The sequence below is a fragment of the Pseudomonas sp. F(2018) genome, assembly GCF_005508865.1.
Classification (GTDB): Bacteria; Pseudomonadota; Gammaproteobacteria; order Pseudomonadales; family Pseudomonadaceae; genus Aquipseudomonas.
The window spans coordinates 155,064-170,670 of sequence record NZ_SCOM01000005.1 but is presented as its reverse complement, the minus strand read 5'-3'; the positions used below and the strand labels follow the sequence as shown (position 1 = coordinate 170,670).

Annotated in this window: 16 protein-coding genes and 1 pseudogene; 4 read left to right on the top strand and 13 right to left on the bottom strand. The window is 68.1% G+C overall.

Annotation, left to right across the window (positions count from 1 at the left end; translation table 11 throughout):
* Nucleotides 1–167: 167 nt before the first annotated feature.
* Nucleotides 168–839, top strand: coding sequence for an isoprenoid biosynthesis glyoxalase ElbB (gene elbB, locus FFS62_RS20245; RefSeq protein ID WP_137974657.1), 672 nt, complete (start codon nt 168–170; stop codon nt 837–839).
* A 95-nt stretch (nt 840–934) separates the two neighbouring features.
* Nucleotides 935–1,402: a thioesterase family protein gene (locus FFS62_RS20240; RefSeq protein WP_137974656.1), complete on the top strand. Its 468-nt coding sequence runs from the start codon at nt 935–937 to the stop codon at nt 1,400–1,402.
* 131 nt (nt 1,403–1,533) lie between these two features.
* On the opposite strand, the gene FFS62_RS20235 is transcribed toward FFS62_RS20240, so the two are convergent.
* From FFS62_RS20235 to FFS62_RS20210, 6 genes and pseudogenes are all read right to left on the bottom strand, one after another.
* Complete coding sequence (locus FFS62_RS20235; RefSeq protein ID WP_137974655.1) at nt 1,534–1,983, bottom strand: YaiI/YqxD family protein; 450 nt, start codon at nt 1,981–1,983, stop codon at nt 1,534–1,536.
* Between the two features lie 11 nt (nt 1,984–1,994).
* Nucleotides 1,995–3,527, bottom strand: a pseudogene (locus FFS62_RS20230) (FTR1 family protein); the annotation flags it as partial.
* Nucleotides 3,528–3,720: 193 nt separating this feature from the next.
* A complete protein-coding gene (gene rhtB, locus FFS62_RS20225; protein ID WP_137974654.1) occupies nt 3,721–4,353 on the bottom strand; it encodes a homoserine/homoserine lactone efflux protein in 633 nt (210 codons plus the stop codon).
* A gap of 73 nt (nt 4,354–4,426) precedes the next feature.
* Complete coding sequence (locus tag FFS62_RS20220) at nt 4,427–5,185, bottom strand: TerC family protein (protein ID WP_137974653.1); 759 nt, start codon at nt 5,183–5,185, stop codon at nt 4,427–4,429.
* A 34-nt stretch (nt 5,186–5,219) separates the two neighbouring features.
* Nucleotides 5,220–5,759 (bottom strand): mechanosensitive ion channel family protein, encoded by a 540-nt coding sequence (locus tag FFS62_RS20215; RefSeq protein WP_137974652.1) that lies wholly within the window; start codon nt 5,757–5,759, stop codon nt 5,220–5,222.
* Entirely contained in the window at nt 5,759–7,672 is a 1,914-nt protein-coding gene (locus FFS62_RS20210; protein ID WP_137974651.1) for an ATP-binding cassette domain-containing protein, read from the bottom strand. The genes FFS62_RS20215 and FFS62_RS20210 overlap by 1 nt, the downstream gene beginning before the upstream one ends.
* A 50-nt stretch (nt 7,673–7,722) precedes the next feature.
* Between FFS62_RS20210 and FFS62_RS20205 the strand changes: the two genes are divergently transcribed.
* Nucleotides 7,723–8,166, top strand: a complete 444-nt coding sequence (locus tag FFS62_RS20205) for a TIGR02444 family protein (protein ID WP_137974650.1) — start codon at nt 7,723–7,725, stop codon at nt 8,164–8,166.
* Here FFS62_RS20205 and FFS62_RS20200 read toward each other — a convergent pair.
* Nucleotides 8,163–9,356, bottom strand: coding sequence for an AlgP family protein (locus FFS62_RS20200; RefSeq protein WP_137974649.1), 1,194 nt, complete (start codon nt 9,354–9,356; stop codon nt 8,163–8,165). The genes FFS62_RS20205 and FFS62_RS20200 overlap by 4 nt on opposite strands.
* A 116-nt stretch (nt 9,357–9,472) precedes the next feature.
* On the opposite strand from FFS62_RS20200, the gene FFS62_RS20195 reads away from it, so the two are divergent.
* Nucleotides 9,473–10,111, top strand: a complete 639-nt coding sequence (locus tag FFS62_RS20195) for an FKBP-type peptidyl-prolyl cis-trans isomerase (RefSeq protein WP_137974648.1) — start codon at nt 9,473–9,475, stop codon at nt 10,109–10,111.
* Between the two features lie 63 nt (nt 10,112–10,174).
* Here FFS62_RS20195 and rsd read toward each other — a convergent pair whose 3' ends face one another.
* From rsd to hemC, 6 genes are all read right to left on the bottom strand, one after another.
* Nucleotides 10,175–10,651 (bottom strand): sigma D regulator, encoded by a 477-nt coding sequence (gene rsd / locus FFS62_RS20190; RefSeq protein ID WP_137974647.1) that lies wholly within the window; start codon nt 10,649–10,651, stop codon nt 10,175–10,177.
* A 185-nt stretch (nt 10,652–10,836) separates the two neighbouring features.
* Nucleotides 10,837–11,328, bottom strand: a complete 492-nt coding sequence (locus FFS62_RS20185) for a disulfide bond formation protein B (RefSeq protein WP_137974646.1) — start codon at nt 11,326–11,328, stop codon at nt 10,837–10,839.
* 121 nt (nt 11,329–11,449) lie between these two features.
* Nucleotides 11,450–12,682: a heme biosynthesis HemY N-terminal domain-containing protein gene (locus tag FFS62_RS20180; protein WP_137974645.1), complete on the bottom strand. Its 1,233-nt coding sequence runs from the start codon at nt 12,680–12,682 to the stop codon at nt 11,450–11,452.
* On the bottom strand, nt 12,679–13,824 hold the full coding sequence (locus FFS62_RS20175) for a uroporphyrinogen-III C-methyltransferase (protein ID WP_256662315.1): 1,146 nt from the start codon (nt 13,822–13,824) through the stop codon (nt 12,679–12,681). Before FFS62_RS20175 ends, FFS62_RS20180 begins: the two co-directional genes overlap by 4 nt.
* A 14-nt stretch (nt 13,825–13,838) precedes the next feature.
* A complete protein-coding gene (locus FFS62_RS20170; protein ID WP_137974644.1) occupies nt 13,839–14,621 on the bottom strand; it encodes a uroporphyrinogen-III synthase in 783 nt (260 codons plus the stop codon).
* The gene (gene hemC / locus FFS62_RS20165; RefSeq protein WP_137974643.1) at nt 14,618–15,550 is read right to left on the bottom strand and encodes a hydroxymethylbilane synthase; all 933 of its coding nucleotides are present in this window, start codon (nt 15,548–15,550) and stop codon (nt 14,618–14,620) included. The genes FFS62_RS20170 and hemC overlap by 4 nt, the downstream gene beginning before the upstream one ends.
* Nucleotides 15,551–15,607 lie beyond the last annotated feature (57 nt).

The window sequence follows — 15,607 nt, the reverse complement described above, 5'->3', positions numbered from 1 at the left end:
GGCACTGCACAGGTTGACCTAAGCTGATCCTATTCCTGCCCGCCCGACCACTCGCGGCGGCGAATGCCAGCCCGGGTGGCATTTGGCGACATGCCGTCGCTCGACGCTGTGTCGGGCAATCGGCGAAACTGGGACATCGACTTATTGCTTGGCCAATGGAGAACAGCATGCACAAACGAGTCGCGGTCATCCTTTCCGGCTGTGGCGTCTACGACGGCGCGGAAATCCACGAAAGCGTGATCACCCTGCTGCGCCTGGATCAGCGCGGCGCCCAGGTGCAATGCTTCGCCCCCAACGTGGTGCAGATGCATGTAATCAACCACCTCACCGGCGAGGAAATGCCGGAGAGCCGCAACGTGCTCACCGAGGCGGCGCGCATCGCTCGCGGCGACGTGATGGACGTGCGCGAACTGAAGGCCGAGCAGTTCGATGCGCTGATCCTGCCGGGCGGCTTCGGTGTGGCCAAGAACCTCTCCAACTTCGCCGTGGAAGGCGCCGGCTGCAGCGTGCAGCCGGACGTCCTGGCCGCCGCCCAGGCCTTCGCCCAGGCCGGCAAGCCGGTCGGCCTGATCTGCATCGCGCCGGCCCTGGCGGCGAAGATCTACGGCGAAGGCGTGACCTGCACCCTGGGCGCCGAGGACGACCCCGCCGTCTCCGGCCTCACCGCCATGGGCGGCCAGCACGTCGAGTGCACGGTGGAAGACATAGTCGAGGACACCGAGCGCAAGCTGGTCAGCACCCCGGCCTACATGCTCGCCGAGTCCATCGCCGAGGCCGCCGCCGGCATCAACAAGCTGGTCGACCGCGTGCTGGAGCTGGCCCAGCCGGCGCAAGGCTGATACGGCCATAGTGCGCGGCACACCCGCCGCGCCCCTGGCCAGCGCCGCCGAACTGCGGCAGCGTGGGGCCCTCGACCCGCAGGACAGACCGCCCCATGCAACAACCCTTCGAACTCACCACCGAGCTGCGCGACGCCGTCGCCAGCTTCTTCCAGCGCATCCCCTTCAACCAGGTACTGGGCATTCGCCTGGAAGAGCTGAGCGTCGACAAGGTGGTGATGAGCCTGCCGATGAAGCCCGAGCTGATCGGCAACTTCGTCCAGGGCATCCTCCACGGCGGGGTGATCTCCTCGCTGCTCGACGTGGCCGGCGGCGCCATGGCGCTGATCGGCGCCTTCGAGCGCCACCAGCACCTGCCGGCCAACGAGCGCATGGCGCGCCTGGCCAAGCTCGGCACCATCGACCTGCGCGTCGATTACCTGCGCCCCGGCCGCGGCCAGGCCTTCACCGCCACGGCGGTGCTGCTGCGCTCGGGCAACAAGGTGGCGGTGGTGCGCACCGAACTGCACAGCGATGACGGCACCTTGGTGGCGGTGGGTACCGGCACCTATCTGTGCGGGTAGCCCGCGGAGCTGATCTGTTCCCTCTCCCTCCGGAGAGGGCTAGGGTGAGGGCGCCTCAGGCGACTCGGAGCAGCGAGTAGCCCGGATGCAATCCGGGAAACAGGCAACTCCGCCCCCGGATTGCATCCGGGCTACTTCATCAGGCGGGTCAGGATGCGATCCAGCGCATTGGCGAAGGCCTGGCGGTCCTTCTCCGAGTAGGCGGCCTGGCCGCCGCCCATCTGCCCCTGGTCACGCAGATCGGCGAACAGGTTACGGGTGGCCAGCTTGTCGCCCATGTTGCGCTCGTCGAATTCGCGGCCGCGCGGGTCCAGCGCCGCCACGCCCTTCTTCACCAGGCGGTCGGCCAGCGGGATGTCGCTGCAGATCACCAGCTCGCCGGGCACGGCGTGCTCCACCAGATAATCGTCCGCCGCATCCGGGCCGCTCGGCACCACCACCAGCTTCACGCAGGCGAAGTTCGGCCTGGCCACGGCCTGCCCGGCCACCAGCACCACCTCGAAGCCGCGCTTGAGGGCGAACTTCACCAGCTGGTCACGGGCCAGCCGGGGGCAGGCATCGGCGTCGATCCATACACGCATCTTCGGCACTCTTATTCGGACGAGGCCGGCATGGTAGCCGCTGCCACGCGGCGCCGCTCACCCAGCCAGCTGCGCCCGTAGAGGGTGGCGATGCCGGCCAGGGCGAGGGCCTGGGCGCAGAGGCTCCAGGCGTCGGCATGGATGCCCAGCCAGTCGAATTCGAAGAATGCCACCGGTCGCGTGCCGAGCACGCCGGCTTCCTGCAGGGCCGCCACGCCATGGCCGGCGAACACCACCGAGAGCACGCAGAGCAGCACGGCGTTGGCGCTGAAGAAGGCGGCCAGCGGCAGCTTGCGCGAGCCACGCAGGATCACCCAGGCCAGGCCGAGCAGCACGACCAGGGCGCAGGCGGCACCGGCCAGGACCATGCCATGGCCGGCGGGGCCGGCCTGCAGCCACAGGGTTTCGTAGAACAGGATGACCTCGAACAGCTCGCGGTACACCGAGAAGAACGCCAGCACGGCGAAGCCGAAGCGCCCGCCGCCGCCGACCAGGCTGCTCTTGATGTAGTCCTGCCAGGCCGCCGCATGCCGGCGGTCGTGCATCCACACGCCGACCCACAGCAGCACCACGCTGGCGAACAACGCGGTGGCGCCTTCCAGCAGCTCGCGCTGGGCGCCGCTGATATCGATCAGGTAGGCCGCCACCGCCCAGGTGGCGAAGCCGGCCAGCAGCGCCAGGCCCCAGCCGATGTGCACGCTGCGCGCGGCCTGCTGCTGGCCGGTGTTGCGCAGGAAGGCGAGGATCGCCGCCAGCACCAGGATCGCCTCCAGGCCTTCGCGCAGGAGGATCAGCAGGCTGGAGAAGAAGCTCAGCGAGTCGCTCATCGCGCCGTCGGCGAGCAGCGCGGCGGACCTGTCCAGCTCGGCCGTGGCGACGGCCAGGGCCTGCTCCGCCTGCGCCAGCGTGACGCCGTCCTGCAGTCCCTGCCGGTAGGCCATCAGCGCCTTCTCGGTGATCTTGCGTTGCTGCGGGTCGAGGTTGTCGAGGGCACCCTCGACCAGCTCGAAACCTTCCAGGTAGGCGCCGACGGAGAGGTCGAAGGCCTGCTCGTGCTCGCCGGCGCGATAGGCCTGCAGGCTCTGCTGCAGGGTGCTGCGGGTGTGCTCGATCAGCTCGCCCGGGCCACGCTGCTGCAGCGGCGGATGGGCGCGCTGGGCGCGGAAGGCGGCCACGTCGCCACCACTCGCGGCCACTTCGGCCGGGGTCTTGCCGGCCAGGTCGGCCAGGGCGAAGGGCTTGCTCGCGGCCGCCACCGGCGCGGCGGAGAAACCGGCGATATAGCTGGCCAGGTCCCAGCGCTGGCGCTCGTCCAGCTGGTCGGCGAAGGCCGGCATGTCGCTGCCGTCCCTGCCCTGGCCGATCACCACGAACAGGTCGTGCAGGCTCAGGCGGTCCAGCCGCGCAGCGTCGCGCAGGTCGCCGGGCGGCGGTTCCAGGCCGAGGGCGGCGGGACCGTCACCGGCACCGGCATCGCCGTGACACACGGCGCAGTGCTGTGCGTAGAGCGGCGCGCCGCGGCCCGGATCGGGGGTGATGGCCGGTACGACGGGCTGGGCCAGGGCGGACAGGCTGCTCAGCATGAGCAGGGGCAGCAGGCAGAAACGCATGAGGCGGAGGGCAGACATCGGGGCATCCCGGAAGAGCGGAATGCGAATTGTTGCCTGGCTAACGACTTCACTCAAGCAGAAACCGACACATCCTGTAACAAGAGTTCGAACAGTCTGTTCGAGTCGCTTACACCGGGGCGCGGCGGACCGTGGCCAGCAACGCGGCGGCGCCGACGAACAGGCCGGCGAAGGTGCGGTTCATCAGGCGCTGCTGACGCGGCGTGCGCAGGGCGCGCAGCACGCGGGAGGCCAGGCCGGTGTAGCCGGCCATGACGATCAGGTCGACCACGATCATGGTCACGCCCATGATCAGGTACTGCGGCAGCAGCGGCTCCTGCGGATGGATGAACTGTGGCAGCACGGCGAGCATGAACACCACCGCCTTGGGGTTGCTGGCGTTGACCAGGAAGCCACGCAGCACCAGGGTCAGCGGCCGGCCGATGGGGCGCTCGGCGGCACCAGTGGCCAGGTCACTGGGCAGCGCGCGCCACTGGGCGATGGCCAGCCACACCAGGTAGGCCACGCCGAACCACTTGATCAGGCTGAAGGCCAGGGCCGAGGCGGAGAGGATGGCACCGACGCCGGCGGCGACGACGGCGATCTGCAGGGCCAGGCCGATCTGCAGGCCGAGGGCGTTCCAGTAGCCGCGCCAGAAACCGTACTGCAGGCCGCTGGACATCGAGGCGATGGCGCCGGCACCCGGCGACAGGCTGATCACCCAGCAGGCGACGAAGAAAGCGAGCCAGGTGTCGAGAGCCATGGCGAGTACCTCGGAAAGCAAAAGGGGCAGGCCTTTCAGCCTACCCCTCCGCTTCAACGCTGCACAGTATCAGTCAGTCCGGCGAACCCTTGCGCAACTGTACCGGTTCGCTGTCCTTGCGCCGCGCCATGGCACCACGGATGCGGATGTTGATCGCTTCCACGGCCAGGGAGAAGGCCATGGCGAAGTAGACGTAGCCCTTCGGCACGTGGACCTCGAAGGCCTCGGCGATCAGCACGGTGCCGACCACGATGAGGAACGACAGGGCGAGGATCTTCAGCGACGGATGCTTGTCGATGAAGGAGCTGATGGTGCTGGCCGACAGCATCATCACCAGGACCGAGATGACGATGGCGGCGACCATCACCGGCACGTGCTGCACCAGGCCGACGGCGGTGATCACCGAGTCCAGGCTGAAGACGATGTCGATGATGGCGATCTGGATGATGATGCCCATGAAGCCACGGGCCTTGCCGCCACCCTGCTGGGCCTCCTCGGCACCCTCCAGGCTATGGAAGATTTCCATGGTGCTCTTGAACAGCAGGAACAGGCCGCCGAAGAACAGGATCAGGTCACGCCCGGAAATGCCCTGGCCGAACAGGTGGAACAGGTCGTTGGTGAGCTGCATGACCCAGGTGATCGACAACAGCAGCAGGATGCGCGTGCCCATCGCCAGGGCCAGGCCGAAGAAGCGCGCCTTCGGCTGCTGGGCCGCCGGCAGGCGGCTGACCAGGATCGAGATGAAGATGATGTTGTCGATGCCGAGGACGATTTCCAAGGCGGTCAGGGTCAGAAACGCGACCCAGATTTCCGGGCTGGTCAGCCATTCCATCTGCGGGATGCTCCGAGAGAGTGAGAGAAAGGGTTCAGCGCCAGCGGCGCACGGTCTTCTGGAAGAACAGGCTGTTGGGCACCTGCAGCAGGCCGCCGCTGGCGTCCGCGCCGTGGTCTTCCAGGGTGGTGTAGAACAGGTTGACGCCGAGCACCCGGCCCTTGATGCCGGGCTTGTCGCCACCGTCGAGCAGCTCGACCGTATCGCCGATGCGGAACGGGCCCATGCTGAAGATCAGCAGGGCGCAGAACATGTTGGAGAGCACGCTCCAGATGGCGAAGAAGGCCACCGCGGCGACGGCGGCGAAGCCGGTCAGCGCCGCCCACAGCACCTCGGCGGACACGCCCAGGCGCTCCAGCACCAGCATCGCCGCGCTGCCGACGATCAGCCAGCGCAACAGGCCGCGCAGCGGCAACAGGATCTCCGTCGGCAGCAGCGTGTAGCGGGCATCCAGGCGGGTGATGCCGCGGGTCACGATGCGCTGCGCCAACCAGGCCAGACACAGGATCAGCAGTATCTGCGCGGCGACCACCAGCGGCTCGCGCCAGGCGGCGAGCAGACCCAGCTCCTCCATCAGTCGGCTTCCTCCAGTTGGCGCTGCAGCTCTTCGAGGGTTTCCAGGGCCAGCAGCCAAGCCTCTTCCAGCTCGGCCTCGACTCCCTTCAGACGCGCCTGCTCGGCCAGCAGTTCACGCAGCTCGTCCTTGCGCGCCGCCTCATACAGGCCGCTGTCGCCGAGCTGCTCCTCGATGGCGGCGAGCTTGTCGTGGACCTTGCCCAGCTCCTTCTCCAGCTTCTCCGCCTCGCGCTTGTGCGGAGCGAGCTGCTGGCGCAGGGCGGCGGCGGCCTGGCGCTGGGCACGCTTGTCGGTCTTGTCCGCGCTCGGCGCAGTGGCCGCGCTCTGCGGCTGTTGGCGGGCACGGAAGTCGATGAGCCAGCGGGCGTAATCGTCGAGATCACCATCGAACGGCTGGATGCGGCCATCGGCGACCAGCATGAACTCGTCGGTGGTGCTCTTCAGCAGGTGGCGATCGTGCGACACCACCAGCACGGCGCCGGCGAAATCCTGCAGAGCCATGGTCAGCGCCAGGCGCATTTCCAGGTCCAGGTGGTTGGTCGGTTCGTCGAGCAGCAGCAGGTTGGGCTTCTGCCAGGCGATCAGGGCCAGGGCCAGGCGCGCCTTCTCGCCACCGGAGAAGTTCAGCACCGGTTCGTCGCAGCGCGGGCCGCGGAAGTCGAAGCCGCCAAGGAAGTCGCGCAGGGTCTGCTCGCGCTCGCTAGGCGCCAGGCGTTGCACGTGCAGCAACGGGCTGGCCTTGGGGTCGAGGGCATCGAGCTGGTGCTGGGCGAAGTAGCCGATGGCCAGGTTCTCGCCGCGCGCCAGGCTGCCATCGAGCACGGTGAGATCACCGGCCAGGGTCTTGATCAAAGTCGACTTGCCGGCGCCGTTGGGGCCGAGCAGGCCAATGCGCGCGCCGGGGGCGAGGCTCAGCTTGACCTTGTCCAGCACCGTCTTGTCGCCATAGCCGAGGCGCGCCTCGGACAGGTTGAGCAGCGGGCTGGAGACCTTGTCCGCCTCGCGGAAGACGAAGTCGAACGGCGAATCGACATGCGCCGGCGCCAGCTCTTCCAGGCGTTCCAGGGCCTTGATCCGGCTCTGCGCCTGGCGTGCCTTGGTGGCCTGGGCCTTGAAGCGGGCGATGTACTTTTCCATGTGCGCGCGCTGCGCCTGCTGCTTCTCGTAGGCCTGCTGCTGCTGGGCCAGGCGTTCGGCGCGGGTGCGCTCGAAGGCCGAGTAGCCGCCGCGATAGAGGGTCAGCTTCTGCTGCTCCAGATGCGCCACATGGTCGACCACCGCATCGAGGAAGTCGCGGTCGTGGGAGATCAGCAGCAGGGTGCCGGGGTAGCTCTTCAGCCACTCTTCCAGCCAGAGGATGGCGTCGAGGTCCAGGTGGTTGGTCGGCTCGTCGAGCAGCAGCAGCTCGGATGGGCACATCAGCGCCTGGGCCAGGTTGAGGCGCATGCGCCAGCCACCGGAGAAGTCGCCGACACGCTTGTCCATCTGTTCGGCGGTGAAGCCCAGTCCGGCCAGCAGCTTGCGGGCACGGGCATCGGCCGTGTAGCCCTGAGCATTATCCAGCTCGGTGTGCAGACGGGCGATGGCGCTGCCGTCATGCGCTGCCTCGGCCTTGCTCAGCTCGGCCTGAATGGCGCGCAGCTGGACGTCGCCATCGAGCACATAGTCCGTGGCCAGGCGTTCGAGGTTGTCCACCTCCTGGCGCATATGGGCGATGCGCCAGTCGGCCGGCAGCAGGCAGTCGCCGGCGTCAGGGCCGAGCTCACCGCGCAGCAGGGCGAACAGGCTGGATTTGCCGGCGCCGTTGGCACCGATGAGGCCGACCTTCTGGCCGGCGTGCAGGGTCAGCTCGGCGCCTTCGAGCAGGCGTTGCGGACCACGTTGCAGAGTAAGATTGAGCAGTCGAATCATGATGGCGGCGGAGTCTACCAGCTTCGCCCCACCATAGCCCGGAGAGCCGCATGCCGTCTGACCTGTGGAGTTTTGCCAGTTATTGCTACGCGCGCCCCGGCGTGGAACGGACCTGTCTGCGCCTGCAGGACGAAGGTGCCGATGTCTGCCTGCTGCTCTGCGCGCTATGGCTGGAGCGGCGACGAGTCGCCTGCGACGCGCAGCTCCTCGAACAGCTGCGCGGTATCGCCGATCCCTGGCAGCGCCAGGTGGTGCAGCCACTGCGCGAACTCCGGCGTGGCTGGAAGACCGACAGCGTGAGCGACCCGGCCCAGGCGCGGCTGCGCGAGCAGGTCAAGGCACTGGAGCTGGAGGCCGAGCAGGAGCTGCTCAGGCGGCTGGAAGGGGTAGCGCAGAAATGGCAGGCCACGGACGAAGCCGTGGCCTGGTTGGAGCAGCTGGTCAGCGACCGCGACGCGCGCGAACTGCTGCGCGCCGCGGCCAACCCGGCTTAGACGCCGGGCGGGGTGGTGCCGTTGCCGGCGACCGGTGCGACAGGCGCCGGAGTCGGCGTGGCTGCGCTGGCCGGTGCGGCCGGTTTCGCCGCTGCAGGCTTGGCCGCCGGTTTGGCTACCGGCTTGGCGGCAGGTTTGGCGGCCGCCGGCTTGGCTGCGACCGGCTTCTTCACAGCGGGTTTCGCCGCAGGTTTTGCAGCCGGTTTGGCGGCAGGCTTCGCCGCGGCTTTCACTGCCGGCTTGGCCGCAGGTTTGGCCGCCGCTGGCTTGGCAGCGGGTTTCGCCGCAGCCTTGGCCGCCGGTTTGGCTGCGGGCTTCGCGGCCGGCTTGGCGGCAGCGGCCTTGGCCGGAGCCTTGGCAGCAGCAGCTTTGGCCGGGGCCTTGGCGGCCGGTTTAGCGGCGGGTTTGGCCGCTGGCTTGGCTGCCGGTTTTGCGGCGGCCTTCGCAGCAGGCTTGGCCGCAGGTTTGGCGGCGCTCTTCGCAGCAGGTTTGGCAGCGGGCTTAGCGGCTGGTTTGGCTGCAGGCTTGGCGGCGGGTTTGGCTGCACTGGCGGCCTTTTGCGCGACCGGCTTGGCAGCCGGTTTTGCCGCAGTCTTGGCAGCAGGTTTGGCGGCGGCTTTGCTGGCCGGTTTGGCCGCGGCTTTTGCAGCAGGCTTAGCGGCCGACTTCGCAGCAGGTTTTGCAGCGGCCTTGGCGGCAGATTTGGCTGCAGCCTTGGCGACGGGCTTGGCGGGGGCTTTCTTCGCCGCCGGTTTGGCTGCCGGCTTCACCACAGTCCTGGCGACGGCGCGGCTGCTGAGTGCCTTGTTCGCCGCCTCACGTACCTTGCCCACACCCTGGGCGAGCTTCAGGCTCTCCTGGGCATCGCGCTTGAGCTGCACGATGTAGGCGCGGGTCTCGGCCTGACGGGTCTTGAGGCTGGCGAGCAGGTCTTCCAGTTCGGCCACGGCGGCCTTGGCCTTGTCCTGCGCCTTGGCCTTGCCGGCCTTGGCAGCGTCCTGCAGTTTGGTGCGAGTGTCGTGGAGTTTTTCTTGCGCCTTGCCGCGCTGCTTTTCCAGTTTGGTGAGCAGTTCTTCGGCGTCGACCAGAGCTTGCGCGCAGGCCTTTTCCAAATGTTCGAGCAGGCTGTGGGAGAGTTGCTGAAGCAGATGCAAAGGGGTGCTGACGGACTTCTTATTGTTGGTCGGCATGGCGTGCCTCCTAACGGACGTTGGTGCTCCCCATACTAGACGGCTGACTCGCCGGTCGCTAGCACCCGCTTCGGCAACAGGCATAATCGCCGACAAATTCTGCGGAGACTCCCACCATGTTGCGTCATTCGTTGTTGCTGTTGTGCCTGCTTCCCGCCCTGTCGCCGGCCGCGAATCAGGACGAGGATCTGGCCTACAGCCTGGGTGCGCGACTGGGCGAAAGACTGCACGGCGAAGTACCGGATCTACCGCTGGATGCCCTGCTCCAGGGCCTGCGCCAGGCCTATCGCGGCGAGGCTCTGCGCCTGCCGCCGGAGCGCATCGACGCCCTGCTCGAGGCCCACGAACAACGCATGGCGCAGAGCCGCGAAGAGCAGACGCGAATGGCCGAAGGGCGCTTCTTCGCCAAGGAAAAATCCCAGTACGGCGTACGCGAGCTGGAGGGTGGCGTACTGGTGCGCGAGCTACGCGTGGGCAGCGGACGCAAGCCATCGGCGAACAGTCGGGTGAAGGTGAATTACCGCGGCGAGCTGGCCGACGGCAGCCTGTTCGACCAGAGCGAAGGCGCGCAATGGTTCCGTCTCAGCGCCCTGATTCCCGGTTGGCAAACGGCGCTGCGGCAGATGCCGATCGGCGCGCGCTGGCGTGTGGTGATTCCCGCCGCGCAGGCCTATGGCGAGGAAGGCGCCGGCGATCTGATTCCGCCGAATGCGCCCCTGGTGTTCGAGGTGGAACTGCTGGATGTGGCCGAATGATGGTGATCGCCCGACCATGAAAAAGCCGCCTGAAGAGGCGGCTTTTTTTGTGCGGCTCGCTATTCAGAGCGGAGTCGCAGTGACCTGGTGTTGATGGGAGTTGTGCAGCACTTCGATCAGGCAATCTTCCAGTTCGAAGCGCTCGTGCAGCAACTGCCCGAGGCGTTTCAGTTCGGCATTGAGGGAGGCGGCGTCGCGGCAGTCGCCGTTGTCACAGCGATCATTGAAGGCCAGCGCCACTTCGGTGATGGCTTCGATGCGCGGGTAGATCTGCTTGGCCAGTTCCAGGCCACGCTGATCACCGAAGGCCTTGGCCTCGACGGTGAGCTGCTCGTAGACCTCGAAGTGCCCGGCGGAGACATAGTCCACCAGAATCTCGCAGAAGCGCTGCACGTCCTGGGTGTTGTTGGCGACGCCCTGAGGTTTGTCGCAGAGCCCACCGAAAGCGCTCACCAGCTCATGACGTTCCTGCAGCCAGCGGTCGATCAGCTGGTGTACACCGCCCCAGCGTTCCTGGGCGTTCTGGCAGCTCTCGAGCATGATGTCCTCACTTCCCTTACTGGTGAATGCTGAATACGCCAGCCCCGAGACATTTTATTGTCAGCTCGCGGGTTCTCGGAGAACGCCTCGCCGAAAACGGCGGATTACTGGCGAGGCGTAGGGCCAGAGTATGCCCACTCGACGCGGGCATCAAGTCATGCCGATCGGAAAAACTCAGACGCGCTTCAGCGACGACGCAGCAGCTGGAACAGCGCGAACAGGATCATGCCGATGAAGGCCAGCAGGCTCCACTCCGGCACGCTCAGGCCGAACAGGGTCCAGGTCACTTCGGCGCAATCGGCGGTGCCATGGAACACCAGGCGCACGATCTCCTGCAGCGGCAGGGCCTCCATCATGAACTCCAGGCTCGGCAGGCAGGCCTCCAGCTGATCGGCCGGCACGTTCTGCAGCCACACCTGGCGCGCCGCGGTACCGGCACCGCCGGCGGCGAACAGCAGGGCCAGCACGGCGTACACGCGCTGCCCGGTGCGTGCCGGACCATGGATGGCGGCGATCAGGCAGACCAGGGCGAAGAGGATGACGAACACGCGCTGGACGATGCACATCGGGCAGGGGTTCAGGCCGACCGCATGCTCCAGATAGAGAGCTCCGCCCATCAGGGCCAGGCAGCCGAGGAAGGCGAGCAGGAACAGGGAACGCGGGGTGGCCAGCGCCATGGGAACTCCGATGCGGGGCGAGAAAGGCGCCTACGGTAGAGGAAAGCTGACTGGCCTTTCAAGGCACCGACAGGCGCCCCGTCAGCGACAGGGCGCCGCACGTCAGCCGGGCGGCGGTAGGCTAGTGTGCGGGTTGCGGCAGCTGCGGCAAGCGCTGGCCCTGCAGCACGAGCATCTCCTGCAGCAGGCGATTGCTGCCCTCGACGTCGCCCTGGCTGGCCAGCAGGCGCGCCAGCTCGGCACAGGTCTCGGCGCTGCGGGAAAACTCCAGGCTGATCTCGAAATACTCGCGGGCCTTGCCCCACAGGCCGTTCTGCAGGCACAGGCGGCCCAGGCTGAGCAGCAGCAGCGGGTCCTGCGGATGCTGCTTGAGCAGCCCCTCGGCCGTCTGCAGCTGACGCGCCGGATCGCGCCCGCGCAGCTGGCCGTAGAGGCGCATCAGGCGCGCGTCGTAGCCCTGCTTGAGGGCTTTGCGCAGCACCTCCTCGGCCTCTTCCTGAGCCCCCAGTGCACGCAGCTGACCGGCGTAGGCCAGGAGCAGTTCCACATCCTGACGCTGCGCCGAGGACAGCTGCTGCCAGGCTGCGGTGAGCGGCTGCAGGGCGACCTCGCCCTGGTTCAGCCCTTGTTCACCGGCGGCATGCAGACGGGCGATCCACACCTTGTGCTCCAGCTCGGCCAGCGCCTCGCCTTCCAGCACCTTGGCCTTGCGCAGCTCCGGCAGCAGGTCGAGCAGCGCCGCCCAGTCACCGCGTTCGAGCAGGGTGCGCTGCAGCTGCTCCAGCACCAGATGGTGACGCGGATGGCGCTCGCGCATGGCCTGCAGGGTGTCCAGCGCGCCCTGCAGATTGCCCTGCTCGCGCTGCAGCTCGGCATGGGTCAGGGCGATCGCCAGCTCGGCCTGGGGCTGGCGCTGCAGGGCGTGCTCCAGCAGCTCCTCGCTTTCTTCCACACGGCCCAGCTTGTGCGCCGCGCGTGCCGCCCCCAGGTAGTACATCAGCGGCTGGCGCTCGCCTTCGGCGGCCAGGCGCAGATGGCGCACGGCGCGCTCCCAGCGGCCCTCGATCAGGTCGAGCAGACCCTTGTCGGCGGCCAGTTGCTGACGGCGGCCGCGCTGGCGGCGCGACCAGGGATTGACCAGCCCGCCGGACACCAGCAGCAGGCGCACCAGCCAGCGCAGCGTCCACAGCAGCAGCACGCCAACCACGATCAGCAGCAGGAACACCCACAGGCTCGACTCGTAGCGCAGGCCTTTCCAGGCAATCAGCACATAGCCGCTGTGTTCGACGATGGCCAGGCCGAGCGCGGTGGCGGCGGCCACCACCAGAATCAGCAGCAGAGCGGCGCGAATCATTGCCCGCCCTCCTCGATCGCCTCGATATCGGGTTCGAGCGCGGGCTCGGCTTGGGCCTCGGGCATCAGCTCGGCGGCTTCGCGACGCTTGAGGTAGGCCTGCAGGCCGGTCAGGGCGTCATCCAGCTTGGGCATGCTGGCGACCACCTTCTGCCCGCTCAGCTCGCCGATGCGTTTCTGCATGGCCTGCACGGCCTGGTTGTCGCGATCGAAGTAGCTGTCCAGCACCTCGCTGGCGGAGGCCAGGGCCTGGCGATAGACCTCCTGCTCGCCATTCAGCGCACCCCACTGGGCCTGTTCCAGGGCCAGCGCCAGGGTCAGGCGCACCTGCGCCAGGCTCTGCCCGGCCAGCTGTGGGCGCACGTCCTGGTCGGCATGCAGATCGATGCGCACATAGCGCGACAATTCCTCCCACAGCGCCTCCCAGCGGCTGCTGTCGCTGGCGTTGACGCTGCTCTGCACTTCCGTTGGCAGGATGTATTCGGGGGCCAGCATCTGCAGCTGGGCGACCTGGCCGCGCAGGGCGGCCAGTTGCAGGAACAGACCGCTGCGGTCCACCTGGGGCAGGCTGCGCAGCGCCTCCAGCACCTTGATCAGCTCGCCACGGGCGGCGAAGGCCTGCGGATCGTTCTGCGCACGCAGAATATCGTCGGCGCCCTGCACCAGGGCCACGGCGCTATCCACGTCCTGCAACGCGCTGAGGCGCAGCATGGCCAGGCGCAGCAGGTGCTCGGCCTCGGCCAGGCGCCAGTCCTCGCGGCTCTTGCCGAGCAGGCCGGAGAGGCTATGGGCCAGGCGCTGCTGCTCGCCCTGCAGGCTCACCAGCAGGTCGCGCTGGGTGGCCAGTTCGGCCGCCGTCGGCAGGCCGGCCAGGCGTTTGGCGACGTGCTCTTCGCTGGCCTTAACCCGCTCCTGGGCGGCCTCGCCGGCTTGCCGGAGCTGCGCCAGCTGCTGCGCGGCTTGGCCCTGTTGCTGATACAGCTGCCAGGCACTCCAGCCACCCGCGCCGAGGGCGGCCAGGCCAACCAGCAGCGCCAGCCAGGCCGGACCGCGGCCCTTGGTCTTGGGCGCGACGGCCTGCGGCGGCTGATCGGCCTGGATTTGCGGGGTCTGTTCGCTGATCTGCGGGGCTGTTTCGCTCACGTGTCCTTCCTTTGCTAGTGGGCCGGCGCCGGAGTAGCGCGCAGGGCCGCCAGAACAGCCGCAGCACTGGCGCCGCGACAATCGATGACCTGCCGTGCCCCCGCCGCGCGGGCCATCTCGGCCACCCGCGGACTGGGCACCAGCAAGGGTAGCCGAGCCAGCTCCGCCCAGGCATCGGCGGCCAGCTGGCGAAGGTTGTCCAGGCCTTGCGCGCTGCTGACCAGCAGGGCGTTCAGCTGCGACTCCTCAATCACTCGCGCCAGCGTACCGGCAGGGTATTGAGGCCGTATACGGCGATAGAGTTCCAGATAGTCCACGGCCACGCCACGCTGGCGCAGGGTTTCGGCGATCAGTTCACGCCCCCCCTCGCCACGCATGATCAGTACCCGCGGGTTCGGCACCCGCAACGCCTCGTCCAGCTGCGGCAGCGCCAGCAGCGCCTCGCTGTCGTCGCCCGCGCTCGGGCAACTGGCTTGCAGGCCGTGGGGCTGCAGGTATTGGTCGAGAAGCTGTGCGGTGGCGGCGCCGACGCTGAACCAGCGCGGGCCGCTTGGCAGCTGCGCGCGATAGCGGGCAAGCAGATCGAGGCCCAGGCGTGCCGCCGGCTTGCTGACCACGATAATCGCGCCGTAGCGCTGCAGATCGAGGATGGTGGCGCGCTGCGCGGGCGTCTCGGCCAGCGCCTCGGTTTCCAGCAGCGGCAGGCTGCGGCTGAACACACCCGCCTCGGCCAGGGTTGCGGCCAGGGCCTCGCACTCGGCGGCCGGGCGGGTCAGCAGCAGGCGCCAGCCCGTCACTCGCCAGCGGCCTCGCCGTAGACCGCCTTGAGGATGGTTTCCGCGCCTTGGGCCAACAGTTGCTCGGCCACCTGCACGCCGAGCACTTCGGCGTCTGTACCACGGCCTTCGGCGCGCAGCAGCAGGCCGCCATCGGGCTGGCCGACCAAGCCGCGCAGCCAGATCTGCTCGCCTTCGAGCAGCGCATAGCAGGCGATGGGCACCTGGCAGCCGCCGTTGAGGCGCTTGTTCAGCGCGCGCTCGGCGATTACGCGGGTGGCGGTCTCGGCGTGGTGCAGCGGCGCCAGCAGGGCATGGATCTCGCTGTCGGCGCTGCGGCATTCGATGCCCACCGCGCCCTGGCCACCGGCCGGCAGGCTGTCGTCGACGCTGATCGAGGAGCGGATACGCGCTTCGAAACCGAGGCGGATCAGGCCGGCGGCGGCGAGGATGATGGCGTCGTACTCGCCGGCATCCAGCTTGGCCAGGCGGGTATTCACGTTGCCACGCAGGAACTGGATCTTCAGGTCCGGACGGCGCGCCAGCAGCTGGGCCTGGCGGCGCAGGCTGGAAGTGCCGACCACGCTGCCGGCCGGCAGGGCGTCGAGGCTGTCGTAGGTATTGGAGACGAAGGCGTCGCGCGGGTCCTCGCGCTCGCAGATGCAGAACAGGCCGAGGCCTTCGGGGAAGTCCATCGGCACGTCCTTCATGGAGTGCACGGCGATGTCCGCCTCGTGCTCCAGCAGGGCGGTCTCCAGCTCCTTGACGAACAGGCCCTTGCCGCCGATTTTCGCCAGGGGCGCGTCGAGCAGCTTGTCGCCGCGACTGACCATGGGCACCAGGCTGACTCTCAGCCCCGGATGGGCTTGTTCCAGGCGGGCTTTGACGTATTCGGCCTGCCACAGGGCCAGGGCGCTCTTACGGGTGGCGATGCGGATTTCGCGGGACATGGGCAATTCCAGGAAGCGGACTGCCGCGGATGATAACAGGATGACCAGCGCACGCCC

Coding starts and splice junctions, on each gene's coding strand:
- FFS62_RS20240 (WP_137974656.1), top strand. CDS start 935: ATGCAACAACCCTTCGAACTCACCACCGAGCTGCGCGACGCCGTCGCC.
- FFS62_RS20210 (WP_137974651.1), bottom strand. CDS start 7,672: ATGATTCGACTGCTCAATCTTACTCTGCAACGTGGTCCGCAACGCCTG.
- FFS62_RS20180 (WP_137974645.1), bottom strand. CDS start 12,682: ATGATTCGCGCCGCTCTGCTGCTGATTCTGGTGGTGGCCGCCGCCACC.
- FFS62_RS20235 (WP_137974655.1), bottom strand. CDS start 1,983: ATGCGTGTATGGATCGACGCCGATGCCTGCCCCCGGCTGGCCCGTGAC.
- hemC (WP_137974643.1), bottom strand. CDS start 15,550: ATGTCCCGCGAAATCCGCATCGCCACCCGTAAGAGCGCCCTGGCCCTG.
- FFS62_RS20205 (WP_137974650.1), top strand. CDS start 7,723: ATGCCGTCTGACCTGTGGAGTTTTGCCAGTTATTGCTACGCGCGCCCC.
- FFS62_RS20185 (WP_137974646.1), bottom strand. CDS start 11,328: ATGGCGCTGGCCACCCCGCGTTCCCTGTTCCTGCTCGCCTTCCTCGGC.
- rsd (WP_137974647.1), bottom strand. CDS start 10,651: ATGCTCGAGAGCTGCCAGAACGCCCAGGAACGCTGGGGCGGTGTACAC.
- FFS62_RS20195 (WP_137974648.1), top strand. CDS start 9,473: ATGTTGCGTCATTCGTTGTTGCTGTTGTGCCTGCTTCCCGCCCTGTCG.
- FFS62_RS20220 (WP_137974653.1), bottom strand. CDS start 5,185: ATGGAATGGCTGACCAGCCCGGAAATCTGGGTCGCGTTTCTGACCCTG.
- elbB (WP_137974657.1), top strand. CDS start 168: ATGCACAAACGAGTCGCGGTCATCCTTTCCGGCTGTGGCGTCTACGAC.
- rhtB (WP_137974654.1), bottom strand. CDS start 4,353: ATGGCTCTCGACACCTGGCTCGCTTTCTTCGTCGCCTGCTGGGTGATC.
- FFS62_RS20215 (WP_137974652.1), bottom strand. CDS start 5,759: ATGGAGGAGCTGGGTCTGCTCGCCGCCTGGCGCGAGCCGCTGGTGGTC.
- FFS62_RS20200 (WP_137974649.1), bottom strand. CDS start 9,356: ATGCCGACCAACAATAAGAAGTCCGTCAGCACCCCTTTGCATCTGCTT.